This window comes from Neobacillus sp. OS1-2 (assembly GCF_030915505.1).
Lineage (GTDB): Bacteria > Bacillota > Bacilli > Bacillales > Cytobacillaceae > Neobacillus.
The window spans coordinates 2,677,286-2,699,022 of the sequence record NZ_CP133265.1; the positions used below are offsets into that span (position 1 = coordinate 2,677,286).

Consider the following 21,737-nt stretch of genomic DNA (forward strand, 5'->3'; position numbering starts at 1 on the left):
TTAGGATATTCGTTCGTGTAGGGGGGTTACCATGGAATCCGGCAATATTATTCGTAAAGCATCAGAATCCGATACCATGGCTATTCTAGAAATCTACAATCAGGGGATTGAAGATAGAATCGCTACACTTGAGGAAGAAACAAAGGATTATTCCTATATGAAGGAATGGTTTGAAAGGCATCAAGGTCGATATAATATCTTAGTGGCGGAACAGGACGGAATCATTGCAGGATGGGCATCTTTAAATCCATACAGTAACCGCTGTGCGTATGACGGGGTCGCGGATCTTTCCATCTACATTTCAAGGAACCATAGAGGGAAAGGTTTGGGGAAGCAGCTTCTTGCTGAAATTGAATCCCTTGCATCAGCCAACGGTTTCCATAAAATAGTTCTCTTCACATTCCCCTTCAATCGATTAGGGCAGGGATTGTACCGGAAAATGGGATACCGCGAAGTAGGCGTATTTCGAAACCAAGGGAAGCTAGACGGTGAATTTGTAGATGTCATGGCAATGGAAAAATTATTGTTAAGTAACACTTATTAATTATATTTAAAACCAGAGTACAATTTTTTTAAGAAGCCCTGATTAAGGGCTTTTTTCGATCTCTTATACTAAATCTGCATCCAAACTGAACGCATACGGTATACTCTGTTGTAAAGAATATGTAAAGAGGAATTTTTCTCTTGTAATATATAAGTAATTGGTTATATGCTTATGTCTGTAAAAGGAATCGGGGGTACATGTATGGAGAAAACGTTGATAGAAATCGAACAAATATCAGCAGTTCTGAAATTGCTTGGGGACAAAACAAGAATGACTATTATCGCCATTTTAAAATTACGTGAGTGCTGCGTGTGTGAAATGCAAGAAGTATTTGACATGAGTCAGCCTTCCATCAGCCAGCACCTACGAAAATTAAAAGATGCAGGACTGGTAAAGGAAACCAAAAAGGGACAGTGGGTGTATTACTCCCTTAATCAGCAAAATCCTGTTTTCGCAATGATAGATCAAATTTTAGAATATGCGCCGGAACAAACAGAAAAAATTAGACAAATAGAAAAAAGTAATCCAACGCTTCGTTGCGGTTGCTAAGGGGAGTAGAAAAGTGAGTACAAAAACAGAAAAGAAACGCCTTTCATTTTTAGACCGGTACTTAACACTATGGATCTTTTTGGCGATGGCAGTAGGAATCGGATTAGGATTCGTCTTTCCCAGCTTTATAGATAGTATGAACAAATTGCAGGTTGGAACAACATCCATTCCACTTGCCATTGGCTTAATATTAATGATGTATCCCCCATTAGCCAAAGTTAGATATGAGGAGATTGGGCGAGTATTTAAAGACGTAAAAGTGTTAGCATTATCACTGGTACAAAACTGGATTATTGGACCAATTCTTATGTTTTTATTAGCAATCATTTTTTTACCAGATAAACCAGAGTATATGGTTGGTCTAATCATGATTGGTTTAGCTCGCTGCATTGCGATGGTTATTGTATGGAACGATCTTGCCAAAGGTGATACGGAATATGCGGCAGGATTAGTAGCCTTCAATGCCATTTTTCAAGTAATATTCTTTTCAGTGTATGCTTACGTGTTTGTAACCATCATACCAGGATGGTTCGGAATCCATGGGGCAATCGTCAATATTACAATGGTGGAGGTTGCTAAATCTGTTTTCATCTATCTAGGTATACCATTTATTGCTGGAATGATAACACGCTTTATAATGGTAAAAGCAAAAGGCAGACAATGGTATGAGAAAGTATTTGTTCCTAAAATAAGCCCGATAACGTTAATTGCCTTACTATTTACAATCATCTTCATGTTCTCTTTAAAAGGAAACATGATTGTAAGTTTACCACTGGATGTCGTTCGTGTAGCCATTCCATTATTGGTATACTTTATACTTATGTTCTTCGTTTCCTTTTTCATGGGAAGAAAAATTGGAGCAGGCTACGCCGTCACCACAACACTTTCTTTTACAGCTGGAAGTAATAACTTCGAGTTAGCCATTGCTGTTGCTGTTGGTGTATTTGGGATTCATTCTGGTGCAGCCTTTGCAGCGGTAATAGGACCACTTGTAGAGGTGCCAGTAATGATTGGATTGGTTAATGTAGCATTTTGGTTAAGACGAAAATACTTCAAAGAAAATGCAGCTTAATAATAAAGGTGGAACTTCAAAATGGAAAACAAAAAGAAAATTTACTTCTTGTGTACAGGGAACTCTTGCCGTAGCCAAATAGCGGAAGGATGGGCAAAACAATATTTAGGTGATAAATGGGAAGTAAGAAGCGCAGGTATTGAAACACATGGTTTGAATCCCAATGCGGTAAAAGCGATGAAAGAAGCTGGAATTGATATTTCAAACCATACATTCTGATCTTATCGAACCTGAATATTTAAACAGCTCTGATTTAGTGGTAACATTATGCGGGGACGCAGATGACAAATGCCCGGTTACACCGCCAAGTGTAAAACGAGTACATTGGGGATTCGATGATCCTGCAAAAGCTCAAGGAACAGACGAAGAAAAATGGGCATTTTTCCAACGTGTTCGTGATGATATCGGAAATCGTATTAAGCATTTTGCAAAAACTGGAGTGTAATTATTAATGAATAGCCGGGAGTATCTCCTGGCTATAAATTTCAATTATAGAAGGAAATTGAACCTGATAATCACTGACACAGCTCGTGATGAGTTCAAAAAAATGTTCGAAAAAGAAAATGCTAAGAACATTCGAATCTTCTTTGATGGCTTTGGCTGAGGACAGCCAAGAATTGGACTGGCTCTGGATGAGCCGGAAGCAGATGATATAGTTGACACCATCAACGGCATATTAGTAGCAATCGATCCAAAAATTATAGCAAATACCGAAGATTTGATTTTTGACCGCAGTGGCAAGGGATCAGGAATTTCGATGATCGGGAATACAGGAAGATGTTGTTAAAAAAGACCATACTGGTCTTTTTTCATTTATTCAATTTATCTCTTAGCTCATGGTATGCTTCTTTAAATCGTTGATAGGTTTGTGAACCGTATTCCTCGTTGTTCTGATGAAAAAATAGCTCCATCGTAATCTCTTTTGCTTGCTCAATCGTACAATTTCGCGAAATTTTTATGAGGTTTAAATAGGATAAAAAATATTCCTTCTTCAATACACCTGCATGATTAACGGTCATAAACTCACCTCCATACTAAAGGTCTCAAACAAACATGAGACCCTTAATGATATAATTATTTCATTAACAGCAGCTAGCTGTATTCTTGTCTTGAGCATCCGTAGAACAACACTCCACCTTATCTGTCTTCGGTTCTGTCCAGCAACAAGCAGAATCATTTGAATTGATCTCTTCCATATTTGCCTTTGTGTAAAAGAACTCCCACTCGTTTCCATCGGGATCGTTAACCCAAAACTTATCTTGGAGAGCATAACAACATGTTGTATTAATTTCTTCGAGTTGAGGCTCAATCCCGACTTCTAAAAGTCTATTTTTATGAGCCATAACCTCTGCTGAACTTTCTACTTGAATGCCAAAGTGTCCAACTTGATTTCCGCTTACTTCGTCTTGAAGATTAAGCGTAAAGTTTAATCCCGGTGATTCAAGCAGGTACTTTGCATAACCTGGCTTTATTTTTACTGGATCAGCTCCAAATAATTTGCTATAAAACTCGATCGATTTCTCCAGGTTTGTTACGTTAAGACCAACATGTGCATATTTCATTTTAATTTCCTCCTAATTTTATAAATAATTTTTTAATATAACCGCTTACGAGCGTATCATGTGGCTGTTTCAGCTTCCAATTGATCATTGTTGTCTCTGGGCAACACCTCCTTAATAGCCACATGCGCAACAATGATTTATTTGCAATTTGCAAGTATTGGATTTTAATTAGAGAGCAAGAAATCTTGCTCAAAGTAATGATTTACAACAAACAGTTGATTTGGACATGGCGTCATTTAAAAGTTGGATCGATTTAATCACCATATCTCGTTCAAACTCACTCATATTCGAAAATACTTCGTCGAGATATTGTTTCATATCTGCGTCAATCTTTGCAGCAACATAATTGCCTTGCGTAGTTAGGGATAATTGGTATACACGTCTGTCTTCAGGAAGTGGCGACTTTTTAACCAGTTCCATCTTTACTAGCGTTTGAACTTGCCGGCTAAAAGTGGTTATATCCATCCCCAGAGTATCGGCAACTTGTTGCATTGAAGGTCTGTTGTAGCGAAGGATTTCATAAAGAATATGGCTCTGTACAAGGGATATATCCTCTCCTCCAATTCGACAGCAATTTTTATTTAAAAGTCCGAATCGTCTTGTCATGATTTGAAACAACTCTCGAACATCTTCCATAATTTTCACCTCTGATTTATTTATATACTAATTAATTGCAATTTGCAACTTCTTTATCTTTAAAAATTGGAAAAATTTTAGGAAATGCTGATAAGCCACATTAAATGGGGATTCAAATGAAATTTGAAACAAGGCTGGCTTGTGTGACTTATCATGAATCGATTTTAAATATCCATAACTAGGAGGGCATTGAGGACCGAATCCCCATATTAGAAGAAAATCAGAAAGGATATAGTTGAAAAGAACTTGCCTCGTTTAAGAGGTAACGAAAAAATTTCAATGAGAGGGTACTGTTTTATTCAACATTGTGAAAAGTTTCGCTTAAACTAACGGGTGCTTTAGCTGAAGAAGCCAAAAAGGACTTAAATGATCCTTTTTTTTCGAGGCTGATTGGTTATATGTAGAAGTACTTGGAACTGATTGGGATCCTGAAATTAGCGCATTATTTCCTTTAGAACATCGAACTGACGGCAATTTAACTCAGTTTGAAGTTACTTGAAGAAGCTTTAAATTTAGGGAAGAAGAAAATGATGATGCCAATTTCCCTCCAAGACGTTGAGATATTAAATAGCATCGGTATTATTTATAACGAAACAAACCAGTATGAACTTTCAATCAAAACGTATGAGAAGGCAATAAAACACCTAAAGGACATTGTTGATGTTCCTGATAGAAAAGTAGAAATCAGAATTTACTATGGATTAGCAAAATCTCTTTTTAAGAATGGTAATTTTATTGAGTCTATGAAATTCTGCAATAAAGGTATAAACCTATGTCTCAATGAAGATTTGTTATATCTTTTAGGGGAACTTAATTATGAACTAGGACAGAACTATCATGCTTTAAAACAAAATGACCATGCACGTAAACATTTTTCAACGTCGCTCCAATTGTTCCAATTATCTGAACGATCAACTTTTATAGAAGTGATTGAAAAGAGAATTTCTTCACTAGACAATTAGGTATAATACTTCTTTATTTTGTTTAAATGTAGGCAATACATATCGAATCAACAAAGGTACTCTTAACACAATGAAAGCTTTTCCTCCACTAAGGCACCAGTACAAATTGATGTCTTAATGACTCTAAAGAAGTCCAAAAATAACTATGATTATATTTTTGGCGAGATAGTAAGGAACTAGTGCCACTTACAGATGCCTTGTGTAAATTTATACGTTTTTTGAGATCATACCGTCATTTTTAAGGCAAAAAGATAATGATAGTATTTGAGTGTAGTAGAACAACGACTACTAATCCAAATACGATCGTATCAGACATGGTAAATATTTGGAAGAATTGTTGTTACTAAGAGAGGAATTGTCGCTGACTTAACTTGGCTACTTGTGTTCGACATCTACAAACAGTAAAAATTCAGTTTAAAGGATGTTTTTAATGAAAATTTTAGCTCCAATATTAATCATTGCGTTCATTCTTAGTCTTTTTTTACACAAATACTTAGATTTAGGGAAATATCCATTCGTAAAGAAGATTTCAATTGGTTTAATATGTACTTTATTGATTGGTGCTTTGGCTATTGTGTTTACCAATATAAGTTTTGGTAAAGAAAATGTAGGATGGCATGTTAAATATATGGACTACGACAGAATGCATATGTATTCCACAGGCAAATCTCAAAAAATTGCATTAATAGATAGCGGTGTGTCTGATTTTCAAATAAGTAATAAGTATGACAACTCCATTGCTTTAGTAGGGAGTGAGCAAGATAATAACGGGCACGGAACAATGATGTTCTCCATTCTGAAAGGGTATGATGAGGAGATTATTGGAATTTCCCCGGATGCTGAAGTTATTTCGATTAAAGTAATGGATTCAGAAGAAAAAATAAATCCTGTGACCATGGTAAAGGCAATTGAAGAAGCAATTAAGCTTAAAAGCACTGTTATTAATATAAGCATCGGCAGTCATAAATTTAATCAAGAAATTTCTGATGTGATTGATGTTGCCTTAAACCAAGGCATTACAGTTGTTGCGTCTTCAGGCGATTATTCTAATGGCGACATGATGTTTCCGGCCAATAAACCTGGAGTAATCTCTGTTGGTTCTTTATCGGCTAATGGAAGTGTATCTGATTTTACCAATGCGCCTAATGACACAACAATTAATGCTCCCGGTGATGAAATAAAAATCATTCTCCCTAACAAAAAAGTAGAATCGAATTCTGGAACGTCTCAATCAACAGTAATCATTTCTGGATATGTTTCATTGTTAAAAGATTATGCGGCGCAGGAAAAAATTAAGTTACCAAATGAAAAAATCATCGAGTTATTATCAAAAATTAATAACAAAAAAACGAATTATGCGAAGGCTTTTTCTAGCTTACATAATTAATTGCAGTTCAATGAGGCATCCTACGGGGTGCTTTTTCAATTAATTGGAGTCGAAATAGGAATCCATATTACATGATGAAACTATTACTACTGACAGGATCGAAGCCCATGGGCAGTTACGTTCTACCCTGGCTGATATAATAAGACCAAAATAAATAAGGTCAACCAGAAATTTAGCATACTGGCCAACCTTATAATATGAACGAGCAGGTTAACTAAGGATTAATTGTTGATGTGCTTACACACCTCGCTACTATAGATAAGAATCCGATTGTGAAAGAAGTAATCCTATTACCCACAAACTATTTTATAGACTCCAGAAGACTATTGATGGAGCGATTTAGTTCATTTATGTTAGCACCTTCTACAGTCGCATCTTTAAGGTTATATTTCTTTTTTAGTTGAATAATTCTCTCTATACTTTCATTTACTCTTTGTACTGAAATTTCCCCATTTTGAACGGCAGTTTTTAGAGAGGAAACAATTTTCACAACATTATTATAGTCATGCCCTACTAAAATAATATCGCTTCCTGCCTTTACTGATTCCACCGCTGCTTTGCCAATATCAAAATGTTCGGTAATGGCCCCCATTGTCATATCGTCCGTTATGGTAACTCCCGTGAAACCAAGTTGTTTTCTAAGAAGATCCGTCATGACAGCTTTTGACATGGACGCTGGATTAGTTTGATCTAATTGAGGCAATAAGATATGGGCAACCATCACAACATCAGCTCCATGATCAATCGCACGTTCAAACGGAATTAACTCTAGTTTCTTAAGCTCTTCAAGACTCTTATTTACAATCGGGAGCTCCAGATGGGAATCAACCGATGTATCTCCGTGACCGGGAAAATGCTTAACGGTAGAGATGATGTTTTGCGATTGAATTCCTTTCATCGTTTGAATCCCAAGTTCACTTACTACTTCCGGATTATCTCCAAAGGATCGATCACCGATTACGGGGTTATTGGGATTGCTGTTAATATCAAGAACAGGAGCAAAATCGAGATTTAAACCAAACTCATTTACTTCCTGACCTAAAAGTGTTCCAACTTTATAAGAAAACTGAGGATTATTTACCTTTCCAATCTGTGTATTTGGAGGAAAGTTTACAAGACCACCTGGCAATCTTGTTACTCTTCCGCCCTCTTGGTCAGTGCCTAAAAAAAGCGGTAGATTCGAACTATTTCCCTTTTTCAGTTGGTTTATAAGTTGAACGGTTTGTGCAGGGGTTTCTAAATTATTTTTGTAAAAAATAATTCCTCCGACATGGTATTGGCTTAGTAACTTTTTTGTGTTTGTATCCATCGTGGTTCCGGAAATTCCAGCAAGAATCATTTGGCCAATTTTATCTTCTAAGCTCATTTTAGAAATGACTTCTGAAATAGTTTGATTTTCTTGTTGGATGGGTGCCTTTTCAAGCTGCGTTAGAAGTGAGATATGGTCAACTTTAGGATTTGGCGCCTGCTCTGTTTTTATTGGTAAAACCCACAATAAATCAGTAGAAGTCGTTGCATGATAGACAAGGATCATTTGGTTATGAGTTGAATCTTTATAGTATCGAATGGCATCGGGTTCTCCACCATATTTCTTAATTTCATTTAAAGAAATATTTTGTAGTTCTGAATCATAAGATCGGATATCAATCACAGTATTATTGGTATAGCCGATTGAAGCGTGATGACTTTCGTATTCCTCATACCTGCCTTTTGCAGTCTCCGAAATATGATCTGATTTTCCCCACTCTTGATTTACTTCTTTCCATTCTGTTTTGCCGGAAATGAAGGAAATGTTCGGAACCTTACCATCCTTAGACAAGGAAAACGTTTCTTTTACCAATCTCTTAAGACTTGAGGTCTGATCCTTGTTCGAATCCACTATATTCTTATCGGGAGGATTAGTTATAATGGAGCGATCTTTCACTGGCGTCTGTTCGCTATGATTTGCTTTGATTGCATAATAAGCTCCAATGATTATAGCCAACACTAGAAGTAGAATTGTCAAAACAAGTAACTTATTCCGAGAATTCCTTTGTCTTTTCATCTCCAGTTCCCCTTTCTATTCTAGTATTTATCATAAAAAAGGATGAAACCATTATGATTTCATCCTCTATTTAAGCGTCAATTATAAAGTTTGCACCTTATAACGAAACTCGTTTTCAATAGTCGATCCTTTTTTATTTCATATTGTATCACCATTGTCTTCCCGGATCGTTTGACATATTATTAAAGGTCCCCTTAGGGTAAAGTACGGAATAGTGGTCCATTACCGGGTTCTGATGGCTATTCGAAGGCTGAGGAAATACTAACAAGATCTTGTATTCCGAACTTGCAATATATCCTATAATTTCCTCACCATTACTTTTTACATCATATGCCGGAGTTCCATATACTTTCTTCACCATAGAAAGTGATAATTCATTTAATTTCTTATCAAAGGATCTCGCCTCAAAAATACGCTCCCCTTTGTTGAAACCAAATACCACATTGTGTTTCGAAAATACAGCATAATTCCCTTTAGCACTAGGCACCCAATCAACCTTATCCGGATCTCCTAGCTTTTTCTCTGCGTCTTCTATAACAGTAGTTTTAACAGGAAACTCTGAATTTATGATTTTCCCTTGCTTTGCCAATTGCATGATAGTAGAGAGAAGCTGTCGCTGAATACCCTCATTAGATGATGAAGCAGCGGAATTGTCATTCGATGCTGGGGCATGGCTGGTATTGTCTTGTCCTGCATTGCTTTGTGATGCTTGGCCTGTATTATCTTGTTTTCCATTGCTTTGTGATGCTTGGCTTGTATTGTCTTGTTCTGTATTGCTTTGTGATGCTTGGTTTGTATTGTCTTGTTCTGCATTGCTTTGTGATGCTTCATCTTGAGTTGTTTTATCTACTGTCGAAGTAGAACTGTTTGTGCTGCTGTTATTATTTGGGCTAACCTCTGAACTTTCTTGTTTAATGGTGCTTGAGCAACCTACCATAATTGTAAGAAATACAGCTAAAGCGGCACATAATGCCGAACTTTTTTTAAATCCTGTAATCATAATAATTCGCCTCTTATTGTATTTACTTGCATATCCTAATGTCCCAGTAATGGTCTTTTTTTCAGAGAATAATCTTAGCATGTTGATCATAGTCTGACCGTATTTTTTGACTTCTTCTGTCTTTAAAGTTTGGAGGACAGCCGCATCACAAGCGATTTCACAATCTTGTTTTACCTGGTTAAGTGAAAACCAGATTAAGGGATTGAACCAATGTATGGCTTTAACAAACATAAGCAAGGTGTTTACCGCTAAATCCTGGTTCTTAATATGAGTTAATTCATGGCTGAACACAAACCTAAACTCTTCCGGGGTTAATTTGTCTATAAGGTCCTTTGGGATTAAAATTTTAGGACGGATCATCCCGTAAACTGCAGGTGATTTCGAGAAATTGCTATAAATAATTTTTACCTTCGAATTTATGTTAAGCCTTGATTTTTCTGCTTCAAGAATTTCAATAACGTCTTCTCTATGACAGATTGAACACTTTTTCAATTTAGCTATCATCAAAATATTTACGCAAAGCATATACAGTAAGGCTGTTGAAACACCTATTACCCACAGCATTGCTGCCGTATCATAATTAAAAATAGCTCCTTTAATACCTGGGTCAGCTAATGCCTTGCTATCTTCTTTAGACGGTGCATTTTCGGTTTTAATCGTACTGGTTGATAGTATATTAGGAACATATTGCTCTGCTATAAGATGAGTATCAAGTTTCTTCTGCTCATTTGGAATAAAATTCAGCAAGCTTATATGACTTTGAATGCCTATTGGCAGTATTAGCCTAAGGACAAGCATAATCCATATATAATAATGAAGCCTTGCGCTAAGCCTTTGTCTAAAAATAGCCTTAATAGCAAGTATTCCTAAAGCTAAAATACTACCCATAAGTGACAGTAATAAGACTTCTTTAAATACTGCAGATAAAACCATGCATCAATACCTGCCTTTTACTCGTTAATTTTTTCATCAAGCAATCTTTGAAGTTCTTCTAATTCCTTTTCAGAAATCTCCTCATCCTTAATAAAATTGGCGAGCATAAGGTGGAGAGAACCATCGTATACCTTTTGGATAAACGACCTTGTTTCTTCCAGTATGCAGTCTCTTTTATCCACCAATGGATAAAACTCATACTGAGGCATCTCCTTATTCACACCTAATGCTCCTTTTTTTACCAGTCTGCTTATTAAGGAATGAATGGTTTTCGGGCTCCATGTCTTGATAGAACTTACTGCCTCTATAATCTTCGCAGATGTTAATGGAGCTTCCTCCCATAGAACCTTCATGACGATCCACTCTGCATCAGATATTTTGCAATCCGCTTTCTTCAACTTACTTCACCATCCTACAAGTGTAATCTGAACTTCAGACTACACTTGTAGGATGACATTGTCAACATATTTTTCCCGGAAAAAAATACACAAAAAAATGGTGCTTTTCTTTAGGAAGAAAGCACCTTGGACGAAAAAGTTCACAAATAGTCCCTATGAAGGACAAATTTGCTTTCTACTATAAAAATGTACTCAAGCAAGCTTCAAGAGCGCTTGGATAAAGTCCTTTCTTTAAAGGATTATGATGTTAATAATGTATCGGCCGGAAGAGAATATATTGAATCTTACGTGAGCTTCTTCCATTTTGCTGAAGGGGAAGAAGAGGGGCATTTAAACCGGTCATACTGAACAGAGCAAAGAGGATGCACATGCAGGGATCAACACGCTAGTGCAGATGTAAGTAAACAAATCCACGTGGAAGACAGCCAAAAGGGAGCTGGTACGTTACCGTTAATCCCATGTAGTGTCGCAGCCATCCTCTTTGTGACAACGCTAATCTTTGCGATTGCCTATCATCGGGAGCATTCAAAATAAGGAAATACCCCTAGTACTTGATACAAATCAAGTACTTTTTTTCTGAACAATGCTAAGTTACATCTAAAATGGAGGGAATTCCAATGGATAAAAAAAGGATTCTAGTGGTAGATGATGAGGAAAATGTATCCGATTTACTTGAATTGTACTTAAAGGCAGAAGATTTTGAAGTACAGACAGCAGCGGATGGTGTGAGCGCATTGACACTGGCCCATCATTTTAAGCCGGATTTAATCATCCTTGATATCATGCTTCCCTTTAAAGATGGCTGGCAAGTAGCAAAGGAACTAAGGCTGACGATGAATACACCGATTATGATGCTTTCTGCAAAGGGAGAAGAGTCCGATAAAATCCTTGGATTAACAATTGGAGGAGATGACTATGTCACGAAACCGTTCTCTCCGGGAGAAGTTGTCGCTAGAATTAAGGCCATTTTGCGAAGGTCGCAACCAGATGAACAGGCTAACAATCGACTGGAATTTCCCAACCTTGTGATTGATATGGAAAAGTATGAAATTGTCGTAGATGGAGCAAAAATCGTAAGCACGCCTAAAGAAGTAGAACTGTTATGGCTCCTTGCTAGCCATCCTGGCAAAGTATTTATTCGAGAACATTTGTTGGATAAAGTTTGGGGATATGCGTATCTTGGGGATTCTCGCACAGTTGATACCCATATGAAACGGCTGCGGCGAAAGATTGAGAGTGGACAGCCTTATACGTATCTGCAAACGGTATGGGGAGTGGGCTATAAATTTGAGGTGGTACGTAATGAAGAAAAGCCTCTTTAGTAAGCTTCTGAAAACCTATGTGATTGTGACTCTTCTTAGCATTGTCGTCGTTAGCTTTTTTTTCTACCTTTTTTTTAAAAGCTATTATTTTGGTGTAAAAGAACAGCAAATGATTGCCCAAGGTGAGAAAATGGCCGGTAGTGTAAGTCCATATATCATGAATCAAGACTTTACACGAAGTAATGAAATTATCCATTATTATAATAAAATAAATAGCTCACAAATGTGGATCGTGAATAAGGACGGAAAACTGATTAACGGCTTGGAGGGACAGAAGAATTTCAATCATTTACACCCGAGAACGAATCAATTAGAGCGGGCACTTAAAGGGGAAGTTGTTGCGAATCAAGGGACGGTAAAATATGTTGAGGGTCCTGTCCTTACAGTCGCCGTACCGATCTATGCGGGGAGTCAGGTGACCGGAGCTGTTTTTGTCTGTAATCCCCTTTCCGAGATTACAGATAGTATAATTCAGACCTTGGAAATCGTGATGTTTGCCGGAATTATTTCGATTGTCATCGTGGCGGTTGTAAGTTTTTTTATCTCTCAGTCGATTACCCAACCTATTAAGGAAATAACGAAGAGCTCGTTGGAAATGATCAAAGGGAATTTTACAAAACAAGCGAAAGTACATTCATCCGATGAAATAGGGGTATTAGCCGGAACCTTCAATGAGATGATGAGGACACTTGATACATCACTAAGGGATCTGGAACATGAGAAGAATAAAATGGCGGCAATGGAAAGAATGCAAAGAGAATTTGTCGCAAATGCCTCTCATGAACTTCGAACCCCTTTGACATCAGTCCGCGGATATCTTGAAGCCCTATTGGATGGTATGGTAACCAGCGAAGAACAAGAAAATCGATACCTTAGAATTACGCTAAAAGAGACCCTGAGACTGCAAAGATTGGTCAATGGTCTCCTAGATTTATCAAAAATGGAATCAGGGCAAATGAAGTTTCATAAAAAGGAATTACATCTTTCCGAAATGATCGACCGCATCGTCATCAATCTTGAATCGTTAGCCGAGGATCGTGCACTTTCTTTAAGGTCGGCTGTGCCGGAATATGTACCTGCCGTTTTGGGGGACGAGGACTTAATTGAACAAGTTCTGATTAACTACATCACGAACGCAATCCGTTTTACGCCTGAGGGTGGGGAAATTACCGTAAAGATCGTAATCCACGAAGATGAAGTCCATGTGCATGTCATCGATACAGGGGTTGGGATTCCACCCGGTGAACTTCCGCAGGTTTGGAAAAGATTTTATAAAATTAATTCCGTTAGTCCGTCTTCGAAAGAAGGGGCGGGTTTGGGGTTATCCTTAGTCAAAGAAATAATGGATCGTTTAGATGGAAAGGTTTGGGCAGAAAGTACGCCAAATCAAGGCTCTATTTTTAGTTTCAGTTTAAAAAGAATATCACTGTTGGAATTTTAATTACCATTGCAAGTGACCTTATTAAGATGACGGTGGTTCCAGTGCTAGGCTAAGAACATAATAGGAAGCTTCTTCTTGAGGAAGAGGCTTTTTATTATAATAAGATAAGTTTTCCTTACGGACGTAACAAGATTCTTTTCATAAAACCCTTTACCTTAGTATTCATCATTTATTATAAAAATTTATATATCATTTTCCTTAGCAACATAGTAAAATGTTCACATCTATTTTAAAAAAGATTCCTACTATAGAGAAATTTTAAAGAATTATAACTAGATGGAGGAAAGTAAATGTTCCAGCAACATATAAAAATTAGCAAAAATCTTAAGTGGTTAGGTACCTCGTCAAAAAAGGGAATAATCAATGTGTCAGACCCCAAGATTAATGAAAAACTCAACATGATTCAGCTAAACGAGGAACATCTTAGCCACGTTATATGTGTTCAACCTATTGTAGAATTACATATTGAGGAGTTAGTTGAAGAATTTTATAAGACTGTGCTGCAAGTTCAAGAACTAAGGGAAATCATTGAATCCCATAGTACCGTCAATCGATTGCGTCAAACACTACGTGTCCATTTAATCGAGTTGTTTGAAGGAAGACTTAACCATGAATTTTTTGAAAAGCGAATAAGAGTGGCGAAAATCCATTATCATATAGGCCTAAAACCAGCTTGGTATATGGGGGCATTTCAGAATCTTCAATATGAGCTTTTTCAAGTTATGATGAATGAAGTGACAGATCGTGATGAGTTCCGTTTGATTTGGGCATCGATAATGAAATTACTTAGCCTTGAACAGCAATTAGTTTTAGAAGCTTATAACCAAGAGACAGAACAAAAGATTCAAGAAATATTTGCGGAGGGTCAAAAGGATTTACAGAATAAGATCCTGGAAGTTAGTGAAGGGTTGGTAGCTGTATCAGAACAAACCCATGCTTCAGTGGAAAATCTTATCTCAAACAGCAGAGATGTCAACTTTTTAGTCGAAGGAAGTTACGAACAAGCCAAAGAGATTCAATCTCAAGTTAGAGAAGGGGAGAAAGTCGTTCACACACTCCTAGAACAAATGAATACAGTTGAGATGGACACGCAAACTATGAGGCACACGGTTAAGCTGTTAGAAAGTTCATCCCAAAAGATAACCGAAGTGGTTCAGATGGTTCATGCAATTGCCAATCAAACAAATCTCTTGGCATTGAATTCGGCAATTGAAGCCGCAAGAGCTGGGGAGCATGGCAGAGGATTTTCAGTAATCGCTAAAGAGGTTAAGAAACTTGCAGAGAGAGCCAAAGATTCGATTGGAATTATTCAGAAGCTTGTAGACTCTTCGCAAACGTATACAGATGAGGTAACTACTGTACTAAAACGTGTAGAAGCTGCGGTTAAATCTGGTGCGGATGCATCGAATTCGACGAACACAACTTTCCAAGCGATACGAGCTTCCATTGAAACGAATGAGTCAAATCTAAGTTCTATGAATCTACAAATAGAGGGACTGGTCAAGGTTATTGAGGGAATTGGGGATGCCACGACAAATGTAAAAAAATCAGCTGAAAAGTTAACTCAAGCAACTCAAATATTATAATTATTGCAGAGGTCGGTTGTCAGAAAGATGGAGAAAAAGAAAAAACCAGCGACATTGGCAAATCGAGATACCAGAAACTAATCAATAGTAGGTATAATAAACGGCAGCCCATATTCACCGAATAAATCCCGTGTTTAACCATTAAAATAGTGGAAATCTCTGTACATGGGATCTACTTCGATGAATACGGAGATGAAGAGTCTAATAATGAAGGGATTGGCTCCTCTTCTGATAGGCTTTTGATGAAATGACTGCTAGTAAGAGAATGGCTATTAGAATATAGGACCCACCGCCAATCATGCCCAAAGAGCGTGGGGCAAGATAGTTTAGAGCAATACCTGATAAAAACATAGATAGGCCTAAAATGGTGTTCCCGATGGTGGCTAACAGGCCAAACATCATTCCCTGGTGTTCCTCCGGAATCTCTTTCATTAAGATGGTATCAAAACAGGCATTTCCAATCCCGGACATAAATGCCACACTGCAAAATAGTAGAAAGGCCAGCCCGACGATATGGATTCTACTTAATAGTAACAGCGAAGCTCCCTCTATCAGTAAGCAGACTAAACCCGTGACCAGGAAATTTTTCCTCAAGCGATTTGCAATGAAGTAGCTTAGGGTTAAACCGATTCCTAAGGCTCCATAAAATAGACCGACACCGATATCGCCCAGTTGAAACTCATTTACGGCATATACGCTAATGAGGACATTATCGATACCGTTCATGGAGGCAATTAAGACTTCGCAAATCAGGAGGATGAGAACAGAAGCGGACATCAAAATGACTTTTTTGAATACAGTGAACGGGGCTTCCATTTTAGGCACAGCACCTTCCTGCACTCGTTTGTGCTCGGGAAACCTTATTGTTGAGATAATAGCAGCTGCTCCTAGGAAAGAGGCGGCATTGAACCAAAAGGTTACATGGGCTCCAAAAATAAACGACACAATTCCTCCGGAAAAGGCCCCTCCGATTAAGACAATCCCGATTAAAACTTGTTCCAAACTATTTACTTTTATCAGCTTTTCCTTGTTTACAAGGAGAGGAATGGCAGACTTTCTCGCCGGGCTATAAATAGCTTCACCGGCTGCCAAAAAAAATGAACTGAGATACACGATCCACAGATCCTCTTCGCTATGAACCCATAAAAAGGATAGGGCAAATAGGATGCGAAACAGATCGGTTGCCACTAATATCGACTTTTTAGGAACCCTGTCAGCCAGCCAGCCTCCTAATGGTCCGAAAAAGACAAATGGGATTAATCGAATAGCTAACGTCATGCCTACTGCCAAGCCTGATCCGGTTATCTGTAATAGCATCGCTAATATGGCAACGGAACTAAAACGATCGCCAATCCCATTCACAACCCCAGCCAAGAATAATTTCCGATATTCTTTTTCAACTTTGATCATGGAATTTCCCATCATTATTACCTTCTTTCATCATAGTCTAATTTTATATATATCTAATTGGATGGGTGTAAAAAAGAGGCGCCGGGTGACGCCCTTTAACTTAACCACCATAATTCAACAGGATTTAATTCATATAGATTATTTTCCCGGTACATATACTGACACATGATGAGTTCACGCCGTAATGTTGCATAATCTTCATGGAATTGCTTTAAATAGTCATTGATTTCTTTCTCTTGATATACTTTTCCAAATTCTAATCCCTTTGCCATTTGTTCCAGGACAACAAGCTTTTTCTTTCGTTGAGCAGGGTAATTTTTTAATTTCCCTTCTTTTGTGAAGAAGTTGTGGAGAATGACAGCTCGTTCCTCGGCAGTTACGGACATTTCCACGCGAGCTTCACCACCTGTTCCAACCGTGAGAATGGCTTTGGCATTACTTTCTAATGCCTTTAGGTTAAGTGAAAAATAGATGGTGTTTTTGTCACGTTGTTCCTTGATCAGGCCAACTTCTCGCAACTTTGCCATATGATGGGTAATCGTCGGCGGTTTGAGCCCGAGCTTTCCCGCAATTGCTTGCCCGTGTAAAGGGCCTTGTTGGAGAAGGCCGATAATCCGAACGCGTGTAAGGTCCCCCAATGCTTTATGAAATTCAACAATTTTATTTAATTGCATAATCAACACACCTTATTCAATTAGTATCTAATTAGATACTAATTGAATTAAGCTGATTTAGCAATAGGTAAATTTAGTGGAAAACCATTTTTTTTCATGAAGCCGATGAAGGACAGATCCCTGTTGAAAACTGCGCGATTAGTCCTTCGTGAAGCCGATGAAGGACAAACCTCCAAAACTCCCCGGCAGAAAAGTCCTTCATGAACCCGAGTACCAGCTCTTATATTTCAATAATAATTGGGAGAATCATCGGCTTTCTCTTTGTTTTTGCAAATAATTTTTGGCCAACTACCTTTTTTATATTTTGCTTGATGACATTCCACTGCCGAATATTCTCTGCTTGAAGATCAGTAACCGTTTTTTTAACGAGGCGGTTAATCTCTTTTAGGAGGTCTTCGGAATCTTTTACGTAGACGAATCCACGGGAAATGGTGTCAGGTCCTTGAATAATTTTTCTCTCTGTCTTACTTAATGTTAAAACAATGACGATCATTCCGTCTTCAGACAGTTGTTTTCGGTCTCGTAATACGATTTCCCCAACATCGCCTACGCCCATTCCGTCAACGTAGGTATCTCCCGATGGAATTCTCCGAGTTTGTCGGGCAATAGAGTTTTCAAAGTCAACCACATCACCGTTTTTAATAATAAAAGTATGTCCGGATTCAACACCAACTGATTCAGCAAGCTGACGGTGATGGTGCAGCATTCTGAATTCACCATGAACGGGAATAAAATAGGTTGGCTTCATAAGGGTAAGCATCAACTTTAAATCTTCCTGGTATCCATGTCCGGAAACATGCATGCCTGTCGAGCTGCCTGACCCATAAATCACGTTAGCTCCCAATTGAAATAGGTTGTCGATAATGCGAGAAACATCTTTTTCGTTCCCTGGAATGGGCGATGCTGCTAAAATAACCGTGTCTCCGGGGTAAATGGAAATATCTCGATAATTTCCGCTGGCAAGACGGGCAAGTGCCGCCATTGGCTCGCCTTGACTCCCAGTACACAGGATAGCAACCTTTTCAGGCGCAAGTTGATCGACTTCAGAAGCCTCAATCAACATCCCATCGGGAACGGTTAAATATCCCCGTTCGATCGCTACGGAGACGACATTGACCATACTTCGGCCAAGCAAAGCAAGTTTTCGATTTGTCTTCATACAAGCTTCAACGACTTGCTGAACTCTATTTACATTCGAAGCGAAAGTAGAAATAAAGATTTTTCCATCCGCTTTCATGAAAACCTCGTTCATATGACTGCCAACCATCCGTTCTGACGGTGATAGACCTGTCCGTTCTGCATTGGTACTTTCAGAGATTAAAACTAGGACCCCTTGCTCACCAATAGCGGCCATTTTATGAATATCTGCATATTGGTTATTAGCCGGAGTTAAATCGAATTTGAAGTCTCCCGTATGAACAATATTCCCTTCAGGTGTCTGAAAGACAATCCCTAAACAATCCGGAATACTATGGCTGACTTTGAAAAAGGATACTTTCAACTCGCCCAACTCAAGTGTTGATTCAGAATCAATTGAAATGAGTTTTGTATCCCTTGTAAGCCGATGCTCTTCTAACTTTATTTCAATAAGACCTAGTGTAAAACGGGTGGCATATATAGGAACATTTATTTTTCGTAAAAGGTAAGGAATTCCCCCAATATGATCTTCGTGTCCATGTGTCACGACTAGAGCTCGAATTTTTTCCTTGTTCTCTTCTAAGTAGGTAATATCCGGAATAATTAAATCAATCCCTAATAGACTCTCGTCTGGGAACTTGCCGCCACAATCGATGATGATGATATCATCTGCGTATTGAATGACATACATGTTTTTACCGATTTCATTGATACCGCCTAACGCAAAAAAAGATAATGGACTTTCTTGGGTTTTCAACTTTTTACCTCCAATTCCAGTCAGATAATATTAGTATTCCATTTTAGTTGGAAGATATTAAGAGCTGGTGAAGGATGTTAAGGATGGGTTGATCGATTGTTTAAGCCTAGTGAAGTAGACCATTTAGGAGTGGTGGTATTTATCCATAATTTTCGACCTTGGATAAAATGAAGTGAAATAATAGTAGAGTGTTGTTTTTAGAAATTGACTTTGGTCAATTTCTTTTTTGTAAAGTGGTCTATTATTTGATGTAGGAGAATTTCCTTAGTATCACCCGCCAGGAATAGAAAGAATCAATAGGGGGGACAGCATGCTTGAATTTGATTTGACACATAATAATGAAATGCCCTCTGTGTGTTCCCACCAACCTAATGCCGGAGAACGTATGGAGGAATTTATTGAATCTGGTTCTTACAAGCATTTGAAAGGTGTATCAAATGAAAAAGAAGCTATAAATAAAAATATTTTTCAGCACTTAATTGATTCCGAATCGAAACGGCATGAAATAGGAAATAACTTAGTTGCGAAATTTATCCCAAAGAAGATTTATCACTATGATTATCCTGGTTTAAATGAATATTTGTATGATCGAGGTCTGCTGCAGAAGCTGATCAGGCTTTCGAGTTCAGATTTGAAAAAAAAGCAGCAATTGTTGGATTTGTTTGAGCCATTTGCTGTTAATCCTAGTTACTATACAAAGCCATCATTTAATAAAGTGGGAAGAGAGTTTGTCAAAATAGAGGAACATCCGGACTTACAGCTAACGCTGGAAGAAGCATCTACAAGAAAACGTCATAATATGATTTGTTTGCGAAAAGCTCAAAAAGAATATGAAACGTTAAAAAGGGAAATGGAATCATGTCAGCAGCTAATTGTAGAAGGGAAAATTAATCATAAGTATGGTTCTGTCACGAGAGTGCAAAAGCCATTCATCTATAATCCAATTGAAATAACAGACAAGCTAGCGATAAGGCAGCTCATTGAATATGGAAAACCGGATATTGGTCGCTTAATGGAATATGTATACAAGGGATTTATTTCAAAAAGTGAAATGGAATCATTCAGACAATTGATCGATATCCAGCTAACTTTTGTCATTCTTGATTTAGACGAAGAAGCAAGGATATTGCAAAACCGGAAGTGAATAAATGTTTGCGTGGTTCTTGATTCCCATCAATGATTAGTTGTGATGTTCATTTTATAATAGAGGAAACAGGTAATGATCATGAAATAAAGGGGAGAACTTAAAATGACAAAAGCAGTATTTCAAGTTGCATTACTGGATTGTGCGGGTTGTTTCAAAGAAGTGGAAACTCAATTATATCACCAGAATGGAGTTGTATCTGTCAAGGTTTTTCCACAATTAGGAAAGGTCCGAACAGAATTTGATGAAGCGAAAATAAATGCAGAACAACTAAGAGGATTCATGACAAACCAGGGTTATTTGGTTCAATCAATAAGAGTAAATTAGATTAAGGAGTGTTATTCAATGGGGTTAAAGGCAACCAATTCCCATGATCATAATTGTGTCAAAGGATCACCGAAAGCATGTGTTTCGCTGGTTCCCATTTTTAATCATTTAGAAGCAGAACAAATGGATGAAATTATGGTGACGACGAATTCCGTTTCATACAAAAGAGGGGAGATTATTTACCGGGCAGGTGACCAATCAGATTCCCTTTATATTGTAAATAAAGGGAAAATTAGAATCTACCGAATATCTGAATCTGGAAAAGAGCAGCTGGTTCGTATTCTAAATTCAGGTGACTTTACGGGTGAACTTGCTTTATTTAACGATGCTACCCACGAATCATTTGCCGAAGCAATGATGGAGACGCAAGTGTGCATGATCAAACGCTCGGACTTACAAGAATTTCTTTTAAAATACCCATCGATTTCATTGAAGATCCTAGCGGAGTTCTCAAACCGATTAGAGCAATCGGAAAAACAAACCACACGTTTTGCAACAGAGAATGTGGAAACGAGAATTGCTCTTTTCTTAGCAGAATGTATTGAAAATGAAGGGAATTCACAAGAATTCGTCCTGCCAATGAGTAAAAAGGATTTAGCATCCTATTTAGGGACCACACCGGAGACGATTAGCCGCAAGCTAGCTGATCTTGAAAATGCAGGGTTTATTAAACAAAAGCCGCATAAGCGAATGGAAATTTTAGATTTAGATGGATTACTTTTGTTATAGGTAGTGAAAAGTCAATGAAGTACAATCTAACGAATAATGGACTAGGTTAAGGAGCAGAGAAGCTCGTTTAGCCTAGTCTTCTTTTTTGAAAAAATAATAGAAACTTGATTTGCATCAATTAAT

Annotated in this window: 21 protein-coding genes and 1 pseudogene; 13 read left to right on the forward strand and 9 right to left on the reverse strand. The window is 37.8% G+C overall.

Translation table 11 applies throughout. The features are described 5' to 3' along the window. The first annotated feature begins 31 nt into the window (after positions 1-31). The 4 genes and pseudogenes from RCG19_RS13140 to arsC all read left to right on the forward strand — a co-directional run bounded on the left by RCG19_RS13140 (position 32) and on the right by arsC (position 2,610). Complete coding sequence (locus tag RCG19_RS13140; RefSeq protein WP_308107506.1) at positions 32-544, forward strand: arsinothricin resistance N-acetyltransferase ArsN1 family A; 513 nt, start codon at positions 32-34, stop codon at positions 542-544. Between the two features lie 201 nt (positions 545-745). Continuing rightward, positions 746-1,093, forward strand: coding sequence for an ArsR/SmtB family transcription factor (locus RCG19_RS13145; protein ID WP_308107507.1), 348 nt, complete (start codon positions 746-748; stop codon positions 1,091-1,093). Between the two features lie 13 nt (positions 1,094-1,106). Next, on the forward strand, positions 1,107-2,165 hold the full coding sequence (gene arsB / locus RCG19_RS13150) for an ACR3 family arsenite efflux transporter (RefSeq protein ID WP_308107508.1): 1,059 nt from the start codon (positions 1,107-1,109) through the stop codon (positions 2,163-2,165). A gap of 21 nt (positions 2,166-2,186) precedes the next feature. Next, a pseudogene (gene arsC, locus RCG19_RS13155) lies at positions 2,187-2,610 on the forward strand (arsenate reductase (thioredoxin)). A gap of 364 nt (positions 2,611-2,974) precedes the next feature. Here arsC and RCG19_RS13160 read toward each other — a convergent pair. From RCG19_RS13160 to RCG19_RS13170, 3 genes are all read right to left on the reverse strand, one after another. Continuing rightward, positions 2,975-3,184 carry a hypothetical protein gene (locus RCG19_RS13160; RefSeq protein ID WP_308107509.1) on the reverse strand — a complete coding sequence of 70 codons (210 nt, stop codon included), beginning with the start codon at positions 3,182-3,184 and terminating at the stop codon, positions 2,975-2,977. Positions 3,185-3,247: 63 nt separating this feature from the next. Then, positions 3,248-3,727, reverse strand: a complete 480-nt coding sequence (locus RCG19_RS13165) for an ArsI/CadI family heavy metal resistance metalloenzyme (RefSeq protein WP_308107510.1) — start codon at positions 3,725-3,727, stop codon at positions 3,248-3,250. 189 nt (positions 3,728-3,916) lie between these two features. Beyond that, positions 3,917-4,363: a MarR family winged helix-turn-helix transcriptional regulator gene (locus RCG19_RS13170; RefSeq protein ID WP_308107511.1), complete on the reverse strand. Its 447-nt coding sequence runs from the start codon at positions 4,361-4,363 to the stop codon at positions 3,917-3,919. 485 nt (positions 4,364-4,848) lie between these two features. On the opposite strand from RCG19_RS13170, the gene RCG19_RS13175 reads away from it, so the two are divergent. Continuing rightward, complete coding sequence (locus RCG19_RS13175; protein ID WP_308107512.1) at positions 4,849-5,325, forward strand: tetratricopeptide repeat protein; 477 nt, start codon at positions 4,849-4,851, stop codon at positions 5,323-5,325. A gap of 430 nt (positions 5,326-5,755) precedes the next feature. Next, entirely contained in the window at positions 5,756-6,712 is a 957-nt protein-coding gene (locus tag RCG19_RS13180; protein WP_308107513.1) for a S8 family peptidase, read from the forward strand. Positions 6,713-7,013: 301 nt separating this feature from the next. On the opposite strand, the gene nagZ is transcribed toward RCG19_RS13180, so the two are convergent. The 3 genes from nagZ to RCG19_RS13195 form a co-directional block, all read right to left on the reverse strand. Continuing rightward, on the reverse strand, positions 7,014-8,756 hold the full coding sequence (gene nagZ, locus RCG19_RS13185; protein ID WP_308107514.1) for a beta-N-acetylhexosaminidase: 1,743 nt from the start codon (positions 8,754-8,756) through the stop codon (positions 7,014-7,016). A 148-nt stretch (positions 8,757-8,904) separates the two neighbouring features. Then, positions 8,905-10,689 (reverse strand): M56 family metallopeptidase, encoded by a 1,785-nt coding sequence (locus RCG19_RS13190; RefSeq protein WP_308107515.1) that lies wholly within the window; start codon positions 10,687-10,689, stop codon positions 8,905-8,907. A 17-nt stretch (positions 10,690-10,706) separates the two neighbouring features. Next, positions 10,707-11,087, reverse strand: coding sequence for a BlaI/MecI/CopY family transcriptional regulator (locus tag RCG19_RS13195; protein WP_308107516.1), 381 nt, complete (start codon positions 11,085-11,087; stop codon positions 10,707-10,709). Positions 11,088-11,273: 186 nt separating this feature from the next. On the opposite strand from RCG19_RS13195, the gene RCG19_RS23735 reads away from it, so the two are divergent. The 4 genes from RCG19_RS23735 (at position 11,274) to RCG19_RS13210 (ending at position 15,436) form a co-directional block, all read left to right on the forward strand. After that, complete coding sequence (locus RCG19_RS23735; protein ID WP_374049614.1) at positions 11,274-11,435, forward strand: DUF6448 family protein; 162 nt, start codon at positions 11,274-11,276, stop codon at positions 11,433-11,435. A 269-nt stretch (positions 11,436-11,704) separates the two neighbouring features. After that, a complete protein-coding gene (locus RCG19_RS13200; protein WP_166244919.1) occupies positions 11,705-12,409 on the forward strand; it encodes a response regulator transcription factor in 705 nt (234 codons plus the stop codon). Beyond that, on the forward strand, positions 12,390-13,850 hold the full coding sequence (locus tag RCG19_RS13205) for a HAMP domain-containing sensor histidine kinase (protein ID WP_308107517.1): 1,461 nt from the start codon (positions 12,390-12,392) through the stop codon (positions 13,848-13,850). The genes RCG19_RS13200 and RCG19_RS13205 overlap by 20 nt, the downstream gene beginning before the upstream one ends. 290 nt (positions 13,851-14,140) lie before the next feature. Further along, the gene (locus RCG19_RS13210; RefSeq protein WP_308107518.1) at positions 14,141-15,436 is read left to right on the forward strand and encodes a protoglobin domain-containing protein; all 1,296 of its coding nucleotides are present in this window, start codon (positions 14,141-14,143) and stop codon (positions 15,434-15,436) included. Positions 15,437-15,637: 201 nt separating this feature from the next. Here RCG19_RS13210 and RCG19_RS13215 read toward each other — a convergent pair whose 3' ends face one another. The 3 genes from RCG19_RS13215 to RCG19_RS13225 form a co-directional block, all read right to left on the reverse strand. Then, positions 15,638-16,858, reverse strand: coding sequence for an MFS transporter (locus RCG19_RS13215; RefSeq protein WP_308107519.1), 1,221 nt, complete (start codon positions 16,856-16,858; stop codon positions 15,638-15,640). Between the two features lie 83 nt (positions 16,859-16,941). Next, positions 16,942-17,520, reverse strand: a complete 579-nt coding sequence (locus RCG19_RS13220; RefSeq protein ID WP_166244912.1) for a DUF2087 domain-containing protein — start codon at positions 17,518-17,520, stop codon at positions 16,942-16,944. A 220-nt stretch (positions 17,521-17,740) separates the two neighbouring features. After that, positions 17,741-19,414 (reverse strand): ribonuclease J, encoded by a 1,674-nt coding sequence (locus tag RCG19_RS13225; protein ID WP_308107520.1) that lies wholly within the window; start codon positions 19,412-19,414, stop codon positions 17,741-17,743. Between the two features lie 310 nt (positions 19,415-19,724). Here RCG19_RS13225 and RCG19_RS13230 point away from each other — a divergent pair, with 310 nt between their 5' ends. From RCG19_RS13230 to RCG19_RS13240, 3 genes are all read left to right on the forward strand, one after another. Further along, the gene (locus tag RCG19_RS13230) at positions 19,725-20,558 is read left to right on the forward strand and encodes a hypothetical protein (RefSeq protein WP_308107521.1); all 834 of its coding nucleotides are present in this window, start codon (positions 19,725-19,727) and stop codon (positions 20,556-20,558) included. Between the two features lie 105 nt (positions 20,559-20,663). Further along, complete coding sequence (locus tag RCG19_RS13235; protein WP_308107522.1) at positions 20,664-20,885, forward strand: heavy-metal-associated domain-containing protein; 222 nt, start codon at positions 20,664-20,666, stop codon at positions 20,883-20,885. 18 nt (positions 20,886-20,903) lie between these two features. Continuing rightward, entirely contained in the window at positions 20,904-21,614 is a 711-nt protein-coding gene (locus RCG19_RS13240; RefSeq protein WP_166244899.1) for a Crp/Fnr family transcriptional regulator, read from the forward strand. Positions 21,615-21,737 lie beyond the last annotated feature (123 nt).

What these genes read in the sequence shown, in the direction of transcription:
- RCG19_RS23735 (WP_374049614.1), top strand. Translation starts at nt 11,274, where the DNA reads ATGTACTCAAGCAAGCTTCAAGAGCGCTTGGATAAAGTCCTTTCTTTA.
- RCG19_RS13235 (WP_308107522.1), top strand. Translation starts at nt 20,664, where the DNA reads ATGACAAAAGCAGTATTTCAAGTTGCATTACTGGATTGTGCGGGTTGT.
- RCG19_RS13145 (WP_308107507.1), top strand. Translation starts at nt 746, where the DNA reads ATGGAGAAAACGTTGATAGAAATCGAACAAATATCAGCAGTTCTGAAA.
- RCG19_RS13230 (WP_308107521.1), top strand. Translation starts at nt 19,725, where the DNA reads ATGCTTGAATTTGATTTGACACATAATAATGAAATGCCCTCTGTGTGT.
- RCG19_RS13190 (WP_308107515.1), bottom strand. Translation starts at nt 10,689, where the DNA reads ATGGTTTTATCTGCAGTATTTAAAGAAGTCTTATTACTGTCACTTATG.
- RCG19_RS13200 (WP_166244919.1), top strand. Translation starts at nt 11,705, where the DNA reads ATGGATAAAAAAAGGATTCTAGTGGTAGATGATGAGGAAAATGTATCC.
- RCG19_RS13240 (WP_166244899.1), top strand. Translation starts at nt 20,904, where the DNA reads ATGGGGTTAAAGGCAACCAATTCCCATGATCATAATTGTGTCAAAGGA.
- RCG19_RS13220 (WP_166244912.1), bottom strand. Translation starts at nt 17,520, where the DNA reads ATGCAATTAAATAAAATTGTTGAATTTCATAAAGCATTGGGGGACCTT.
- RCG19_RS13170 (WP_308107511.1), bottom strand. Translation starts at nt 4,363, where the DNA reads ATGGAAGATGTTCGAGAGTTGTTTCAAATCATGACAAGACGATTCGGA.
- RCG19_RS13180 (WP_308107513.1), top strand. Translation starts at nt 5,756, where the DNA reads ATGAAAATTTTAGCTCCAATATTAATCATTGCGTTCATTCTTAGTCTT.
- RCG19_RS13205 (WP_308107517.1), top strand. Translation starts at nt 12,390, where the DNA reads ATGAAGAAAAGCCTCTTTAGTAAGCTTCTGAAAACCTATGTGATTGTG.
- nagZ (WP_308107514.1), bottom strand. Translation starts at nt 8,756, where the DNA reads ATGAAAAGACAAAGGAATTCTCGGAATAAGTTACTTGTTTTGACAATT.
- RCG19_RS13165 (WP_308107510.1), bottom strand. Translation starts at nt 3,727, where the DNA reads ATGAAATATGCACATGTTGGTCTTAACGTAACAAACCTGGAGAAATCG.
- RCG19_RS13210 (WP_308107518.1), top strand. Translation starts at nt 14,141, where the DNA reads ATGTTCCAGCAACATATAAAAATTAGCAAAAATCTTAAGTGGTTAGGT.
- RCG19_RS13140 (WP_308107506.1), top strand. Translation starts at nt 32, where the DNA reads ATGGAATCCGGCAATATTATTCGTAAAGCATCAGAATCCGATACCATG.
- RCG19_RS13215 (WP_308107519.1), bottom strand. Translation starts at nt 16,858, where the DNA reads ATGGGAAATTCCATGATCAAAGTTGAAAAAGAATATCGGAAATTATTC.
- RCG19_RS13160 (WP_308107509.1), bottom strand. Translation starts at nt 3,184, where the DNA reads ATGACCGTTAATCATGCAGGTGTATTGAAGAAGGAATATTTTTTATCC.